Genomic DNA, 14,809 nt, shown 5'->3' with positions numbered 1-14,809 from the left:
GAGTCGATCATGAAACAACAAATGTTGTGGCAACGGGGCGCCATCGTGCTCGGATTTTACGGTCTGTGGTGGTTGCGAACCGTGGGCTGGGTCGCCATTAACGGGAACAATAGTGAGTCGGGCTGGGCAATCGTATTTTTGGTTGGCGAGGGCCTGTTACTCTTAGCCCCTTGGGTCCTGATCCTGGGATCGTTCGCCTTTTTCTCAGGCGGATACGGACTGATCACGGCAACCTTATTACCCCTGACGGTTCTTTCCAGTCAGTGGTTGAGTGGCTACGCGGCGGTCATTCTCCCCGGACTCACGCTGTTGACGGGCTGGGTGTTGGCAACCGCTAAGCTGAAATTGGCCTTCGGACGGTCGACAAAATGGGTCGGCGGTATCGTGGCTGTTCTAACGTGCCTGTGCCTCTTGTCACCACAGGCCAGTGCGCGGCTATTCGTGGCAGGGTACCACTCCCCGTATCCGGCAATTGTCGGGACATACAGTGCTGACCGCAGTTCATTACGTGATGCTCACTACCTAGATTACACACCCGAACATCCGGCGGTGGCGGAACCGGGCCTATTGGGGATGATGGGCTATCCCGTGTCTGATCAAAACAGTTTGGGCATCAAGGTGTACCAGCTGGGATTTGTGCATTGGCCAGTGGAGGACCGCTGGTGGGTTATGTAAGCAAGTAAATGAAAAAGGGCGATCCAATCAGGACCGTCCTTTTTTGATGAAAAAATGGGCAAAAAAATTAACCTCATTGAATCGAACTGGGATTTAGTCTGATTCAATAAGGTTAATTATTCAATTGGGGACAGACAGAGTTAAGGCATTTTCCGGGTACCTTAATCGCTGTTACCAAAAAAGCTTTAGTTTGTCGTTAGTTTGTTAAGCAATTGTTTACGACATATTTACTATAACAGAGAAATCAAGGCTTGCGGGCGAATTTGACGATTTGTAATATTACAATTTCGGCGGCCTTATTTTGTAATAGGTTATATTGTAAACGAAAAGACTGGACTGTCGCCTTTCGTTTCAATTACCGGGGAGAATGAGTGAATACATATTCAGAAAAAGGTACATCAAAAAAATTTGAGATTTATTTTGCTGGCGGGCTGATTTGAAATCCGGTCATTTTTGAATGAAATTGCTAAATGAGTTCGGAAAAGGGTCGATGAATGTTCCTGTGTTACGAAATGTAGCGGCTATTAATCAGATTTTGCTGAATATAAAATAGTTAATAACGAACTATAAATAACATAATCGTTGCTTCGTTCGTATTTTATGCTACACTAGAACTTGCTAGAGAAAAACAATACATATTTGAGGAGTGAATGCGATGCATTTGAAGAGTAAGGGGAAATTGCTCTTAATTATGGCAACGCTATTGATCTTGCCAGCGACATTAGCCGCTTGTGGGAAGGCATCCAGTAGTGCAGGTTCCAAGTCAGAAGCTTACGCGCCAAAGAAGTTGACGGTTGAATTTGTGCCATCATCTAATGCGGGAACCATCGAAGCTAAGGCCAAGCCACTGGAAGGGTTATTAAAGAAACAACTGGGGATTCCCGTGACGGTCAGCGTCTCAACCGACTACAACACAATCGTTGAAGCTATGGGTTCTAAGAAGGTTGATATTGGTTTCCTGCCACCTGATGCTTACGTCTTAGCGCACAAGCAATACGGCGACAAGGTGCTGTTGCAAGCACAACGTTACGGCGTCAGTGAACCTAATGACAAGGCCACTAAGGAACTGGTGAACTTCTACCGGTCACAAATTCTGGTTCGTAAGGATAGTGGTATCAAGTCCATCAAGGATTTGAAGGGCAAAAAGATTGCCGTTCAAGATACGACGTCAACTGCCGGGTGGATCTATCCTGCCGTTGAAATGCTAGACCATGGGGTCAACATCAACAAGGATGGTATTCAGACCGTCACCGTTAAAGGTCATGACCAAGGGGTATTGTCCGTCTACAACAAGAACACTGATGCCGCCTTTGTCTTCCAAGGCGCCCGGAACATTGTGATGAAGGATGAGAAGGACATCATGAGCAAGGTTGTCCCAATCTACACCACGGGTAAGATTCCTAACGATACGATCACTGCACGTGGCGACATGAGTGAGAAGTGGCAGAAGAAGATTGCGACCGCCTTTAAGGAAATTGCCAAGACCAAGCAAGGTCATGACATTATTTCCAGTGTGTACTCACACCAAGGCTACGCCGATTCTAAGGACAGTAACTTTGATATTATTCGCCAATACGATAAAAAGGCTAAGAGCTTAGATAAGTAGGCGGCTTCAAGTAGCTAAATCTAAGCGTCTAGTCGTCAAGGATGGTAAAAAGTAGTGGGGTAGCGCGTTTCTGGCACCTTGCTACTTTTTTACGGGGGAACGAATAAATGGTAGAAGCACCCATTATTTCTTTTAAAAATGTGAATAAGATTTATAGCAACGGGACCGTTGGCTTGAAGGATATTAATCTTGAGATTCCACAAGGCCAGTTTTTGGTAGTCGTCGGGTTATCTGGTGCGGGAAAGAGTACCTTGTTACGTACGATTAATCGGATGCATGAGATTACTTCTGGAGAAATTAAGATTGACGGGGAACCCATTCAAACGTATAAGGGTCAAGCTTTACGTCTATTACGACGTAAGATTGGGATGATCTTTCAAGGGTTTAATCTGGTGAATCGTTCGAGTGTCGAACGCAATGTCCTATCCGGCCGCGTAAGCTATTACCCGACCTGGAAGACCCTCTGCGGGTTGTTTACCCAGGCGGACCGCGAGATGGCTGTCCGGTCCTTACAGCGGGTAAATTTAGCCGATAAACTCTATACGCGAGCGGACGAACTGTCCGGGGGCCAACAACAGCGCGTCGCCATTGCGCGGACGTTGATGCAGGAACCGAAGATCATTTTGGCGGATGAACCCGTGGCGTCGTTGGATCCCCTAACGACCAAGGCCGTGATGGATACCCTCCAACGGTTGAACCGGGAGGACAATATCACCGTCATCGTCAATCTGCATTCGGTTCCGTTGGCGCGGCAGTATGCGGATCGCATCATTGGGTTGCAGGCAGGCCAACTGGTCTATGACCGGCCAATCAGCGAGGTCACCGAGGCCGACCTGAACGAAATCTATGTGACGGAGGCGGTCCAGGCATGAGTATTCCAAAGGTTCCACGGCGTTCGTGGATTCAGCGGTGGCACGTGAAGGGGATTGTTGTGACCGGACTACTACTGATTCTATTGGTGACATCATCGCGGATGACCGGAGTCGACGTGGGGATGTTCTTCAGTAACTTCGGGCAGTTTCTGAATTTATTAGTGCGGATGTCACATCCAGACTGGCAGTATGCCAATGTGATTGTTCGGCCACTGTTGGAAACCATTCAAATGGCAATCCTGGGAACCACGATTGGGGCGGCGTTTGCCGTGCCATTCGCCGTCTTAAGTGCCAGTAATTTGATTCACAATCGGTTCTTGCGGGGATTGACCCGGTTATTTTTGGATTTGGTTCGGACGTTACCCGATCTCTTATTAGCGGCTATTTTTGTGGCTGTTTTTGGTATTGGCTCGACGGCGGGGGTCGTGACCTTAGCGATTTTCTCGTTTGGGATGGTGTCCAAACTCTTCTATGAAGTCATTGAAACCATTGATATGGGGCCCTTAGAGGCGTTGACTTCTGTGGGCGCCAGCAAGGTCACCATTATTTGGTACGCGGTGTTGCCACAAATCCTCAATCAGTTTGTGAGTTATTTTCTCTACACGCTGGAAATAAACGTGCGAGCATCGACCGTCTTGGGGTACTTGGGTGCCGGCGGGATTGGGGTCTTTCTCCAGCGCTCACTCAGTGAATTTAATTACAGTCAAACCGCTGTCATTATCCTGGCTACTCTGGCAGTGGTGTTAGTCATTGACGGCGTTAGTAATCACCTGAGGAGGGTCTTACTCTAATGATAACCACATTGATTGAAAAGCCGTCACGAAGCATCTGGCAACGGTGGCGCTGGCTTCTGTGGGTCGTCGTGATTGGTGCGCTGTATGATTGGACGATTAGTGGGTTGAAGTTCACCGGTCTCCAAGAATCAGCTGGTGTCGTCTCACGGTCCATTATGGCCGGTTTAGTTCACCCGCAGTGGTCATACGTGTATGACGGAAGTGGGGAGGATTTGGTTTCCTTGATCCTACAAACGTTAGCCATCGCCTTTCTGGGGACGATTGTCTCCGCGGTTATCAGTGTGCCCTTTGCCTTTTGGGCAGCTCGCGGGGACCATGAACGATTCTTCCTACGCTCAGGGAGCGGGAAAGTCGTTTTGACGTTGATCCGGACCTTTCCCGAAATTGTCTTGGCCATCATGTTCATCAAGGCCGTGGGGCCGGGATCTTACGCGGGTGTCTTAGCCGTTAGCATTCATTCGATTGGGATGCTGGGCAAGCTTTTTAGCGAGGCCATTGAGAACATGAATCGGGGGCCGGAGGAGGCCATCGTGAGTGCGGGTGGCCGTCCCGGTCAGGTATTTGGCCTAGCAACGCTGCCGACCATTATGCCGGAATTCTTTTCCTATACGTTGTATCGTTTTGAAATTGCTGTCCGGTCTGCCTCCATCCTGGGAATGGTGGGCGCTGGGGGAATTGGGACGCCCATGATTTTTGCCATTCAAACGCGGAACTGGCCCAAGGTCGGGATTATCCTGTTAGGCATCGTCATCATGGTGCTCTTGATTGACTCACTATCCGAACAGTTACGAAAGCGGCTGATTTAATGAAAGTCAAAATTTTATCAACGAGTGATGTTCACGGTTATGTGTTGCCAACGAACTATAGCCGGCGGGATGATCACCAGGACTATGGGTGGTTAAAGGCGGCGACCATCATCCAAGAGGCCCAACAACAGGCGACGTCGGATGAAATTGTGATCACGATTGAGAATGGAGATTGGATTCAAGGGTCCGCATTTGCCAGTTATTTGGCCCAGCAGCCGGCCGACCAGCAAGCGTTGTTTACCCAACTGACGGGATCAATTCACTATGATGCGGGGGTTCTGGGCAATCATGAATTCAATTATGGCTTAGATTACCTGCGAAATTGTGAGCGTCAACGGAACTATCCGTTGTTGGGCGCCAACGTTCAGGGCGGCGTTGCGCAGGAAATTTTGGACGGCCCGTACACGATTGTTGAAGAACGGGGCATTAAGATTGCCATCTTGGGGTTGACCACCGCCTACGTCCCCGTTTGGGAAAGAGCGGACCATCTAACCGGGTTAACCTTTACATCCGCATTGGCCACGGCCAAGCGCTTTGTCCCGCAACTGCGGGCACTGGCCGATGTTGTCATTGTGGCCTACCATGGTGGCTTTGAGGCCGACCTGGAGACGGGGCAGCCAACGGAACGACTGACGGGAGAAAATGAGGGCTATCAGCTATTAGCAGATGTGCCAGGGATTGACGCGTTAGTGACGGGCCACCAGCACCGCCAACTAGCAGGCGTCTACCAGGGTGTTCCGACGACGCAGCCCGGTGAAAAAGGCGTCGCGATGGGTGAAATTACGCTAACACTGAATCAGGAAAAGCAGGTAGTCGACCAGTCGGCAACCTTACTGACGACGGCGACAGCCCAACCAGATAGTACTTTGGCCGCGTTAGTCGCACCTATCCAAGAGAAAGTTGAAACCTGGCTAGATCAACCGGTCGGCCAACTCACTGGCGAGTCACTAGCAGTCACGGATCCAATGGCGGCACGACTGTGTGGCCACCCGTACCTCCAGTTTATCAACACGGTAGAAATGGCTGCCGGTCAGACGGATATTGCGGCGACAGCGTTGTTTAACGACGAGGTCCGGGGCCTGGGAGAACAGGTCTCGTTGCGCCAACTCCTCAATAGTTATCCGTATGCCAATACGTTGGTCGTCGAGCGGGTGACGGGAGCCGAGTTGCGCGCCGCATTGGAACGGTGTGCCAGTTTCTTTACCGTTACTGATGATGGTCAAGTCGGCGTGACACCGGCATTTACGACGCCTAAACTAGCACTTTATAACTATGATGTTTACAGCGGCATTGACTATCATTTCGACTTGACTCGGCCGGAGGGACAGCGCGTGACACAGCTGATGTACCACGGGCAACCGGTCGAAGCGACGCAGACGTTAGCCGTTGCGATGAATCAGTACCGCGGCAATGGCGGCGGGGATTACCCGATGTTTTCGCCAGACAAGGTCTGTCGCGAGGTCAATGTCGACATGGCGGAGCTGATCCGTCAGTACTTCGTGGCGCAGCCGGTCGTTGTTGGCCGGCCGCAGACGAACTTTACGGTCAACCTTACCGCTGAATAGCGCCTCATGAAAAGAGCTCACACCAGCAGAAAATGCGGGTGTGAGCTCTTTTGAGTTGTTGTAAATTAGGCAATTCGGACGACGAGCTTCCCCAGGTTGTCGCCACGCTGGAGTAATTTCAAACCCTCGGCTGCATCATCAAAGGCCAGGACGCGGTCAATGACTGGGTCGAATTCACCGGTCGCCAATTTTTGACCAACGATGCCCGCCATAAAGCCGAGGTCGGCAATTTCTTGGGGATTGTTCGACCGGTAGACGCCGCCAAGTGCGGACCGCGTTAGGCCCAATGCTTTGTCGTCTAAATTTAAGTGGGCCGGCATCCCGTCGCCGATGGCAATGATTTGGCCGTTGTAGGCCATGCGGTCGGTATCGGCTGTGAGCTCGTCGCCGCCAATAGTGTTGAGACTCAGGCCAACCCCAAGGCCGTTCGTGGCTTGTAGAACTGCCGTGGTCACGTCCGTTTCGTGGTAGTCAATGATGACGTCCGCACCAACGCGTTCGACCAGCGGCCGTTTTCTCGCAGACGTGGTGGCAATCGTTTTTAAGTGTAGGTCGTGGGCAAACTGTAGGGCGGCTAACCCGACGGCACCACCACCGGCGTGAATCAAGACGGTTGGCAGTTCGGAAAGGTTAGCCTTGCGGTAGAGTGCCTGGTAGGCGGTCAAGGTGCCACAAAGACTGGCCGCCGCCTGTTCAAAGCTGACGTTGCTGGGAATCGGCGCCAGACTCAGGGACGTGGTCACGGTAAATTCAGCCAAACTACCAGCTCGGCGCAAATCTCCGTGGTACATCACGCGGTCACCCACGGACCAGTCCGTCACGTTGGCGCCGACCGTGACAATCTCGCCGGCGCAATCCATGCCAACCACACGGGGGTCAGTCGTATCGCTGCTTTCGATAACCTTGTAGTCGGCCGGGTTGAGGCCCACGGCGCGCACGTAAACCTTGACTTCATCGTCTTGGGGCGTTGGTTCGGGCACTTCCGTGAATTTTAAATCATCTAATGTGTGGGGCGCGGGCCCCGTAATCGTCCAAGCTTTCATAGTGGTCATCCTTTTTTAAACTTGTGTAAATTTCAGACGTTAATCATGACTGGTCAGAACCAGTCTCCCTAGTCAGTATACTACATCGATTAGGGGAGCCAATCTTAGGGCCTGAAACAGGTCGCGTTTTGATTGTGACCGTTATCAATTCATCCTATTATTAAAAGTATGTTGCAATCGACTCTAATGGGATGCAATTTTCATGAAAACTTGGTAAAATTAATTAACTAAAAATGAGATTTGGAGGTGGACGCCTTGCACCAACCGTACGCTGCATTCCCGATTCCCGACCGCTAAACTGAATTTTCAAGAATAGAAAGGAAGACCTATTTACATGTCGAAAGACCCTAAAGAAACAGTTACCACGCCAACCGAAGCAGAAACCACTGACCCTGGACCCAGCCAGCAGTCGCCCCTATGGCAACGCTCGACTGAGTCCTTACTCGTCGACTTTGCCACCAACGAAGATGAGGGATTGACCACCGCCGAAGCCGAAAAGCGGCTCAAGCAAAATGGCCCCAACGAGTTAACTGCCAAGAAGCAATCCAATTTACTGCGCTTCTTGAAGCAATTTAACAACTCCATCATCTACATCCTAGCGGCGGCCGCCCTGATGACGTTCTTCATGCACCATTACTCCGACTCCATTGTTATCGGGCTAGTGATTGTTGCGAACGCCTTTATTGGTTATTTCCAGGAACGCTCAGCGGATAATGCTTTGGACCGCATCAAGGCCCTACTGGTCTCCGAGGCCGTCGTGATTCGTGACGGTCAGAAAATTACGTTGCCGGCGCGTGAGCTGGTAACCGGGGACATCGTTCAACTGGAAGCCGGGGATACCGTCCCCGCCGACTTACGGTTGATCGACGCGGATAACTTAAAAATCCAAGAGTCGGCCTTGACCGGTGAAACGGACTCCGTGGAAAAGGGCGAAGACCCCTTGGACGTGGCAGAACTCGCGTTAGCCGAACGGCGCAACCAAGCCTTTGCCTCAACCGCCGTGACCAACGGATCTGGGCGAGGAATCGTGACCGTGACCGGGACGCAAACCGAAATTGGTCATATCCAACAAAATGTTGCCGAAGTTAAGCAACAGACCACGCCATTGATGAAAAACTTAAACAGTTTAGGTTTAGGTTTATCCATCGCGATTTTAATTGCGGCCGTCCTGCTGTTCGTCCTGGGGATGATCACCCACGTCTACAGTTTGCCGACGTTATTAATCGCCGTGATTACGATGGTCGTGGGGTCCATGCCTGAAGGGCTACCGGCCAGCACGTCGGTGGTCCTCGCCATGGGGACCCAGGCCATGACCAAGCAAAACGTCATCGTGAAGACGCTGCCCGCCGTGGAAACACTGGGGGCCGTCGACATCGTTAACACCGATAAGACCGGGACGTTGACCAAAAACGAAATGACCGTGACCGACATTTTAACGCCACAAGATACCTACACCGTGTCCGGGGTGGGCTACGATGCCGCGGGTCAGATTCAAAATGACGAGGGCCAAGACGTCGACTGGCAAGCCGACACTGATCTGGAGTGGTTGGTTCAAATTGCCGGGCAGACCTCCGATGCCGAATTCCATGAGGAAGACGGCCAATGGGTGCTGACCGGGGAACCGACCGACGGGGCCTTAACCGCGCTCTACCACAAGATGGTCGGCGCCGACCCAGATCCAGCCGAAATTGATTCCCTGCCATTCGACTCCGCCATCCGGTACTCCGCGCGGCTGGTCGACCACCGCGGCCAACGCTACCTGTTGGTCAAGGGGGCCCCACAAACGCTGATTCGCTTAATGCAAGAACAGGGCGGGACCGTCGACGAAAACGCTTGGCAAGAACGCTTATCCCAGTTAACGCAACAGGGTAAACGGGTGGTGGCCTTAGGGTATCAACCGGTTGCCGCCGATGCCGACGAGGTCGATGACCTGCCAGTTGGGCAGAACTTCCATTTGGCCGGAATGGCTGGTATCATTGATCCCCCACGTCCTGGGGTAGCCGATGCCGTGCGGCAATTACGTTACGCCGGCATCAAGGTTAAGATGATCACCGGGGATGACCCGGAAACGGCCGCCGCCATCGCCGAACAGTTAAACCTGTCCGAGCAGGCACGCGCCATTACCGGACCAGAACTGGCCCAGATGAGCGATGCCGAGTTGGCGTCGCAGATTGATAAATACACCGTGTTTGCCCGGACGACGCCAGCCGATAAGCTGCGAATCGTGAAGGCCCAACAATCCCGTGGCCACGTGGTCTCCATGACCGGTGACGGGGTCAACGATGCGCCCGCCTTGAAGCAGGCCGACATCGGGGTTGCCATGGGGATTCGGGGGACCGACGTTGCCAAGGACTCCGCTGATATGGTGCTGGCCGATGACGACTTCACCTCGATCCTGGGCGCGGTTCGGGAAGGGCGCCACGTCTTCGATAACATTCGGAAGACGATTCGCTTCCTCCTCCCAACCAGTTTTGCCGAAGGATTGATCGTGGTCCTGAGTATCCTGATGGATCAGGAATTACCGTTATTCCCAACGCAACTGTTGTGGATCAACATGGTGTCAGCGCTGACGATTCAGTTTGCTTTCATCTTTGAACCGGCCGAGAGCGGCATCATGAAACGGGGACCACGAGACGTGACGCGCGGGATTCTTTCCAAGCTGGACGTCTTCGAGGTGACCTACGTGTCGCTGCTGATCTCCGGGCTGGGGATGTTTGCCTACGACCTCTTAACGGGCCAAGGCCTCTCCGCTGTTATCGGCAGTACCATGACGCTAAACGTGATTATTTTCGGGAAGATTTTCTACCTGTTCAACCTGCAAAATGACCACCCCGTTCTGTCGAAGTACTTCTTCAGAAATAAGATGAGTTTCGTTATCGTCGGCATCCTGCTGTTGCTGCAAGCGATGATTATTTACTGGCCAGCGATGCAGGGTGTCTTCCACACCACGTCCGTCAATTTCTTCTACGGTTGGGGGATTCCAATCATGGCCGGGGTCGTCGTTCTGGTGGTCACGGAAATTGCCAAGGCCATTCGCCATCGCCTCGACGCCAACACAATCACCCGCGAGCAACGGAATTTCTAATCAGTCCCTAGTGGATGAGACGTTGTGATAAAAATAGGTGCGCAAATGAAACGAAAAATTAGGTGGGTGCCCATCGGCATCATGGTACTGGCGGCGGTGATCGTTGACCTCAGCCGCCGCAGCCTACCGGACTGGTTGGTGACGGGATTCACGGTTGTGTGGATCCTGATTGTCGCCATCGGCCTGTACCGAATGGTTACCCTTAAACGTTAATATAGAGGAGTTCGGTCATTGTGGCTGGGCTCCTTTTTCTATGGAATGGCGCGGATAATAGTGTTGATTGGGCTGGACGTACCGACTCGTGGTTGAAAATTTGCTGGAATTGGCAAAGGACAAAGAGCCGGTTGTGCGGTTAGGGCTAAACAAGTGTAGCCGCAGGGATGGTGAAAATAGGCTCAGCCGTAGGAATTGCCTTAGTGGCGGGCTGGGCCGCTTAGGCAATTGGTATCTTTGAGACGCGATTCTCAGCGGCTCAAAGTAAGGGGGAAGACCGCCCTTTGGCTTCCGCCGCCCGCCTATAGCGTCCCGGCCTATTTTCACCATCCCGGAGGCGGGGGCAATACGTTTAGCCCCAACCACACAATCTAGGAATATTTTGGGAAACCTCTGGCTCTAATCAAAACTTAATCCTATACTGGTAAGAAAGGGGGCGGAACAACAAAATGTTGAAGAAGAGTTCCGATTGTACCGAGATTTTAGTGGGTAAGGCCGCCAGTATTGACGGTTCTACCATTGTGGCGCGTAACGAGGACGGTTACGGCCCGATTAATCCAATTAAATTTGTGGTCCACCCAGCGACGGACCAACCGGGCGCATCGTTTACGTCAATCACCACTGGCGTTAACGTTCCCTTACCCGATCATGCTTTCCGCTACACAGGCACGCCACAAGCCGACCAGAGTGATGGCCAGTACGAAGAATCTGGCATCAACGAGTTTAACGTTGGGATGAGTGCCACCGAAACCACGGCCACGAACGCCCGCGTCTTGGGCTACGACCCACTGGTTGACGATGGCATCAACGAAGAAGCCATGGTTACGTTGGTTTTGCCGTACATTAAGAGCGCCAAAGAAGGGGCCCAACGCTTGGGTGCCCTGCTCGAAAAGTACGGGACTGGCGAAAGCAACAGTATCGCCTTTAACGATAACGATGAAATTTGGTATCTCGAAACGGCCGGTGGTCACCACTGGGCCGCGATGCGGTTGCCAGAAGACAGCTATGCCATCGCGCCTAACCAGACGTTGATGCAAGAGGTCGACCTCAATGATACCGACAACTTCTTGGTTGCCACGGACCTAGTTGACTTCGTGGAAAAGAATCACTTGAACCCGACACCGGGGAGCTTTAATTTCCGCGAAATCTTTGGGACCCACGGCGAAGACGATGCTTACTACAACACGCCCCGGACCTGGTACGGCCAAAAGTTGTTCAATCCAGAAATTACGGACCAACAACCCACCGACCAAGACATGCCATTTACCCGGGTACCCGCTAAGAAATTAGCGATTGAAGACGTGCAGTTCTTCTTGAGTTCTCACTACAATGGCACACCTTACGATCCATTTGGCACTTACGCTTCCGGCTCGGCTGACGACCAGAAGAAGTACCGGCCAATCGCCATGGACCGGAACCAATGTTCATCCATTTTACAAATTAGAAATGATGTTCCTGCCGATCACGCGGCGATTCAATGGATTGCCATGGGCTTCTTCGCCTATGCACCCTATGTACCATTCTTTACCAACATCAAGGATACGCCGGTGGACTACCAAAACACCACTACTGACGTCGATGTTGAGAATGTTTACTGGCTAAATAAGACGTTATCTGTTATCATTGAACCACATTTCCACGAATATGTGGAAGCCGTCAATGCCTTCCGTGAAGGTTGCCAGTCCTACGCCCGTTCCCGGGTTGCAGCGACCGACGCAGCCATCACGGGCGACGCGACGGACTTCTTGACGCAGAGTAACGCTGAAACGGCCGGTGAAATTTCTAAACGGACGCATCAATTGTTCGATGACCTGGTCAAGCACGGCTTGTTATTATCCAAGACGGCTTGGGAAAAGGGTCAGAACCTGTAATTTCTGTTTAGCTTCACTAGTCTATCCTCTGACTAAGGAAAATTTGGCGTTACTCACAAACAATAGTTAGTTCCAGCAATGGATTTTGACATAAAAGGGTGGTGGATAAATCTTTATCCACGCCCGACGGAGTAAGGACTTAAAAGTTGAGGATAGATATAGGAGGAGACAACCATGAAATGGGCGAAGTTAATCCTGGCTAGTGTGGCAGGTCTGAGTTTATGGGGTGGCGTGACGACTGCGAATGCGGCCAAAAAGGTCACGTTACCCGCGTACCCGAAGCAGCGGGTGTTTACGTTTAAAGCGAAGGGGACTAAGGTCTACAGTTACCCCCGCGCGGCGTACAAGCACAGTAGTGTCTTGGGCACGGATCAGAGCACCACGAAGCAGTGGACGGTCGACAAGGTGATCACCGTCAAGGGTCAGCGCTACGTGCGGCTGGCGCGGGTGAGCGCCAAGTCCTTGCCGCACGGGACGATTGTGCCGAATGCCTCTAAGGCCAATGTGAAATTGGTTGGGGGTTACGTGGCGCTCAATAAGCTGAAATTTCACCAGCAGATTGCTAGCATGAAGTCGGTGAAGAAGGCCGCCTACTGGACGCCAACCACCAAGCATGACTTCTGGAACATGCCCGCCCATTCCTTAGGGAAAACGGCGGCCAGCCACTACGGGCACACGTATGGCTACCGGACGTTGTACGCGGTTGAATCGTTAACGACCACCAGCAAGAAGTCCTACTTGTACTTCGAAACGGCTGATGGCAAGGCGATTGGCTGGTTACCTAAGAGCGCAGTAATCAAGGGGCAATACCCCGACTTACTGAAGCGGGAACTGGGCCGGAACTTGTCCGCGGACTCGACGGCGTTAACTACCGTTGATAAGGCGGGCCACGTGAAGGTCGGTGTTGCCCTGAAGGCTGGTCAAGTCCAACGGGTTGCCCTCCTGAAGCAAAACAGTGAAACGGCGGTTTACGATTTTACTGCCGGCAAGGCTGTTAAGCTCACGACGCGGACGTCAACGGGCAAGGTCAAGCAGACCACAGCCGTGACGCAAACCACGAAGAACCTGAAGTTCAAGGCCCAATCGGACTTTGATATTCAGGGGTACACCTACAACGTGAAGGTCACGCCAGCCGGCAAGGTCAGCGTGCTGAGCGTCGGCGGGTGGATGGCTTAAAGTCGAATTAACTGAAATTAAAAAGTGGTCAGAGTGTTTGAGAGAAATTCTCAAATACCCTGACCTTTTTGTATCCTAATCCTATTTTTATTTATCCTTAAATGATGTGTTACCAAGTTAATTTTCGGCCGTTCTTACGAACCTCAGAAGGCGTGGTTTGCGTCCAGCGCTTAAATTGACGGCTGAAGTTTGCAACATTTTTATATCCCAGGGCATTGCCAATCTCATTGATGGAATACTGTGGTTTGGCCAGCATTTTTTTGGCTTCGTTAATTTTTAATTTGGTGAGGTATTCTCTTGGGGAGATACCGTACGTTTTCTTGAAAATTCGGAAGCCGTAGCCGTCACTGAAGCCGACCTTTTCAATAGCTGCAGACACTTCGACCAGGCTGCCGTCAGCCATATAGCCATTCTTTAAATAGTCTAAGACCTGTGTTGTGAGCTTATCCTTCAAGTAATCAGCCATAATTCTAGCGTACTCAGTTGTACTAGTTTCACTATTTTGTCGGACCTTCTTACTATCTTGAAAAAAGATTTGGAGCATTTTAGATAGCTCGATTTGAATGATCATCTTGGTGTCGAAGTCGTAGGACTGATCAGAAATAAGGCCATCCAGCTTGGATAAGTGTGGCTTTAAGAGACCAGTAAACTGGCTATCTTTCGGGTAATGATAGTCGAGACCTTCGATGAGTTGGGCCTTAAGAGTGGGGTCATCTAAGTCGAAATGAAAGCAGAAGTATTTTAATGACTTGCCAGCCCAAACGCGATGCAAGACTTCGGGTGGTATCAAAGCAAAATCACCGGAATTAAGCGGATATGTTTTCCCATAAACATTCAAAAACTCCGTGCCCTCAAGAATGTAGATACATTCGAAAGCATAATGTTTTTCAACCGGAACAGCCCAGTCGTCACGTACTTTTTGCTCGTGAGCACCGAAGAAGGTTAAATTCCAGTCCAGTACTGGGAGTTTTTTAGCGTTTTCCAAGAAGTCCATAACTAGTCCTCTTTCTTAAGACGTTCTGTACTTAGCAAAGTTATTATATCATATTTGGATAAATTCAAGACAAATTACCATCTATACAAGTTTGGCTAAACCTGTGATA

Annotated in this window: 12 protein-coding genes; 10 read left to right on the top strand and 2 right to left on the bottom strand. The window is 51.3% G+C overall.

All coding sequences use genetic code 11. The annotated features are described in order from the left end of the window. Nucleotides 1–9 precede the first annotated feature (9 nt). The 6 genes from JUF13_RS03095 (at nt 10) to JUF13_RS03070 (ending at nt 6,318) form a co-directional block, all read left to right on the top strand. Nucleotides 10–675 carry a hypothetical protein gene (locus JUF13_RS03095; protein ID WP_203637664.1) on the top strand — a complete coding sequence of 222 codons (666 nt, stop codon included), beginning with the start codon at nt 10–12 and terminating at the stop codon, nt 673–675. Between the two features lie 655 nt (nt 676–1,330). Next, nucleotides 1,331–2,281, top strand: coding sequence for a phosphate/phosphite/phosphonate ABC transporter substrate-binding protein (locus tag JUF13_RS03090; protein ID WP_203637663.1), 951 nt, complete (start codon nt 1,331–1,333; stop codon nt 2,279–2,281). Between the two features lie 107 nt (nt 2,282–2,388). After that, the gene (gene phnC, locus JUF13_RS03085; RefSeq protein ID WP_203637662.1) at nt 2,389–3,153 is read left to right on the top strand and encodes a phosphonate ABC transporter ATP-binding protein; all 765 of its coding nucleotides are present in this window, start codon (nt 2,389–2,391) and stop codon (nt 3,151–3,153) included. Further along, on the top strand, nt 3,150–3,944 hold the full coding sequence (phnE, locus tag JUF13_RS03080) for a phosphonate ABC transporter, permease protein PhnE (RefSeq protein ID WP_203637661.1): 795 nt from the start codon (nt 3,150–3,152) through the stop codon (nt 3,942–3,944). Before phnC ends, phnE (JUF13_RS03080) begins: the two co-directional genes overlap by 4 nt. Next, a complete protein-coding gene (gene phnE, locus JUF13_RS03075; protein ID WP_203637660.1) occupies nt 3,944–4,753 on the top strand; it encodes a phosphonate ABC transporter, permease protein PhnE in 810 nt (269 codons plus the stop codon). The genes phnE (JUF13_RS03080) and phnE (JUF13_RS03075) overlap by 1 nt, the downstream gene beginning before the upstream one ends. Then, complete coding sequence (locus JUF13_RS03070; protein WP_203637659.1) at nt 4,753–6,318, top strand: bifunctional metallophosphatase/5'-nucleotidase; 1,566 nt, start codon at nt 4,753–4,755, stop codon at nt 6,316–6,318. Before phnE (JUF13_RS03075) ends, JUF13_RS03070 begins: the two co-directional genes overlap by 1 nt. Nucleotides 6,319–6,383: 65 nt before the next feature. On the opposite strand, the gene JUF13_RS03065 is transcribed toward JUF13_RS03070, so the two are convergent. Next, a complete protein-coding gene (locus tag JUF13_RS03065; RefSeq protein ID WP_203637658.1) occupies nt 6,384–7,361 on the bottom strand; it encodes a zinc-binding dehydrogenase in 978 nt (325 codons plus the stop codon). Between the two features lie 334 nt (nt 7,362–7,695). Here JUF13_RS03065 and JUF13_RS03060 point away from each other — a divergent pair, with 334 nt between their 5' ends. The 4 genes from JUF13_RS03060 (at nt 7,696) to JUF13_RS03045 (ending at nt 13,706) form a co-directional block, all read left to right on the top strand. Next, the gene (locus JUF13_RS03060) at nt 7,696–10,446 is read left to right on the top strand and encodes an HAD-IC family P-type ATPase (RefSeq protein WP_203637657.1); all 2,751 of its coding nucleotides are present in this window, start codon (nt 7,696–7,698) and stop codon (nt 10,444–10,446) included. 45 nt (nt 10,447–10,491) lie between these two features. Continuing rightward, the gene (locus JUF13_RS03055) at nt 10,492–10,659 is read left to right on the top strand and encodes a hypothetical protein (RefSeq protein WP_203637656.1); all 168 of its coding nucleotides are present in this window, start codon (nt 10,492–10,494) and stop codon (nt 10,657–10,659) included. Nucleotides 10,660–11,111: 452 nt separating this feature from the next. Then, on the top strand, nt 11,112–12,530 hold the full coding sequence (locus tag JUF13_RS03050) for a C69 family dipeptidase (RefSeq protein WP_203637744.1): 1,419 nt from the start codon (nt 11,112–11,114) through the stop codon (nt 12,528–12,530). A 174-nt stretch (nt 12,531–12,704) separates the two neighbouring features. Then, complete coding sequence (locus JUF13_RS03045; RefSeq protein WP_203637655.1) at nt 12,705–13,706, top strand: GW dipeptide domain-containing protein; 1,002 nt, start codon at nt 12,705–12,707, stop codon at nt 13,704–13,706. A gap of 109 nt (nt 13,707–13,815) precedes the next feature. Here the strand turns inward: JUF13_RS03045 and JUF13_RS03040 are convergent, their stop codons facing one another. Further along, on the bottom strand, nt 13,816–14,700 hold the full coding sequence (locus JUF13_RS03040; protein ID WP_203637654.1) for an AraC family transcriptional regulator: 885 nt from the start codon (nt 14,698–14,700) through the stop codon (nt 13,816–13,818). Nucleotides 14,701–14,809 lie beyond the last annotated feature (109 nt).

It is taken from the genome of Levilactobacillus wangkuiensis (assembly GCF_016861605.1).
Lineage (GTDB): Bacteria > Bacillota > Bacilli > Lactobacillales > Lactobacillaceae > Levilactobacillus > Levilactobacillus wangkuiensis.
The sequence above is the reverse complement of the archived record's forward strand: the minus strand, read 5'-3'. Positions and strand labels throughout refer to the sequence as shown.

Coding starts and splice junctions, on each gene's coding strand:
- JUF13_RS03095 (WP_203637664.1), top strand. CDS start 10: ATGAAACAACAAATGTTGTGGCAACGGGGCGCCATCGTGCTCGGATTT.
- JUF13_RS03090 (WP_203637663.1), top strand. CDS start 1,331: ATGCATTTGAAGAGTAAGGGGAAATTGCTCTTAATTATGGCAACGCTA.
- phnC (WP_203637662.1), top strand. CDS start 2,389: ATGGTAGAAGCACCCATTATTTCTTTTAAAAATGTGAATAAGATTTAT.
- phnE (WP_203637661.1), top strand. CDS start 3,150: ATGAGTATTCCAAAGGTTCCACGGCGTTCGTGGATTCAGCGGTGGCAC.
- phnE (WP_203637660.1), top strand. CDS start 3,944: ATGATAACCACATTGATTGAAAAGCCGTCACGAAGCATCTGGCAACGG.
- JUF13_RS03070 (WP_203637659.1), top strand. CDS start 4,753: ATGAAAGTCAAAATTTTATCAACGAGTGATGTTCACGGTTATGTGTTG.
- JUF13_RS03065 (WP_203637658.1), bottom strand. CDS start 7,361: ATGAAAGCTTGGACGATTACGGGGCCCGCGCCCCACACATTAGATGAT.
- JUF13_RS03060 (WP_203637657.1), top strand. CDS start 7,696: ATGTCGAAAGACCCTAAAGAAACAGTTACCACGCCAACCGAAGCAGAA.
- JUF13_RS03055 (WP_203637656.1), top strand. CDS start 10,492: ATGAAACGAAAAATTAGGTGGGTGCCCATCGGCATCATGGTACTGGCG.
- JUF13_RS03045 (WP_203637655.1), top strand. CDS start 12,705: ATGAAATGGGCGAAGTTAATCCTGGCTAGTGTGGCAGGTCTGAGTTTA.
- JUF13_RS03040 (WP_203637654.1), bottom strand. CDS start 14,700: ATGGACTTCTTGGAAAACGCTAAAAAACTCCCAGTACTGGACTGGAAT.